Source organism: Pseudarthrobacter sp. R1 (assembly GCF_024494415.1).
In the GTDB taxonomy this organism is placed as follows: domain Bacteria; phylum Actinomycetota; class Actinomycetes; order Actinomycetales; family Micrococcaceae; genus Arthrobacter.
Map to the genome: position 1 here is coordinate 1 of NZ_JAMKFI010000042.1, position 878 is coordinate 878.

1 protein-coding gene is annotated in these 878 nt (G+C 65.8%); it reads right to left on the reverse strand.

The window, feature by feature from the left end:
• Nucleotides 1–878 (reverse strand): IS1380 family transposase (locus M8J71_RS22900; protein WP_256250165.1); only part of this gene is annotated, 878 nt, incomplete at both ends.

The following is an 878-nucleotide window of genomic DNA, read 5'->3' on the forward strand; positions in this document are numbered from 1 at the left end:
GTCCGGCGGCGAGGATCCCGGCGGTGCGGGTGAGGTTGTAGGCCATGACCGCGGCGACCAGCCATGCTGAGTTCGCCGCGAAAGCACCTGAAGGCAGATGGGCCAGTGCGCTGTCCTTCAGATCGGCGTTGACCTGTTCGATGATGGCGTGTTTCCGGTGGATTTTGTCGGCTGCGACGGTGTCCAGGAGTTCGGCGTCCATGGTGGTGAAGAACGCGTGGTGCCGGTGGGTCTCAAACAGGGTGGGTTGTCCGTCGCTGGCTTTCCGGTTCAGTTCCGGGATCCGGCGCACGACCAGGCGGCCGGTGATCTGCTCGGCTTTCTTGCGGGAGCTGAACGCGGTGAACACGGTCTCGGCGACCTCGGCTTTCGAGACCCAGGTGTTGGTGGTCTCGTCGAAGGCCGCGTCGGTGTATTCGATGGTTTTCCACGCGGTCTCCGGGATCCGGGCGATGGCGCGCTTGACGGCCGGGTCCATCCGCACGGTCACCGACACGGCTGTCCCGCCGGCCAGTGCCACGGAAACCGCTGCATGGCCGTAGAACGCCGAATCAAACCGGCACAGCACCGCCCTGCCGCTCTGCAGACGCTTGAGCGTGGTCAGGGCATCGGTAATCAAACGCTTCGCTCCGCGGGCGGAGTTCGCCGCGCCCTTGCGCAGCCGTTGGGCGGCGATTACCGGGGCGGTTTCCTTGGTGGAGACCGTGGCCAGCAGGGCGTTCATGCCCCGGACCCCGGAGTAGCCGTAGCCCGAGCCCTGCTTCGCGTAGCCGTGGACCTCGATGATCGTGTCATCGACATCAACGAACACGAAGTCCTCCTTCCCGGGATTACCCAGAAGCGGGGCCCGGGCCCCCAGGTTGGCCAGGAAACGGGAG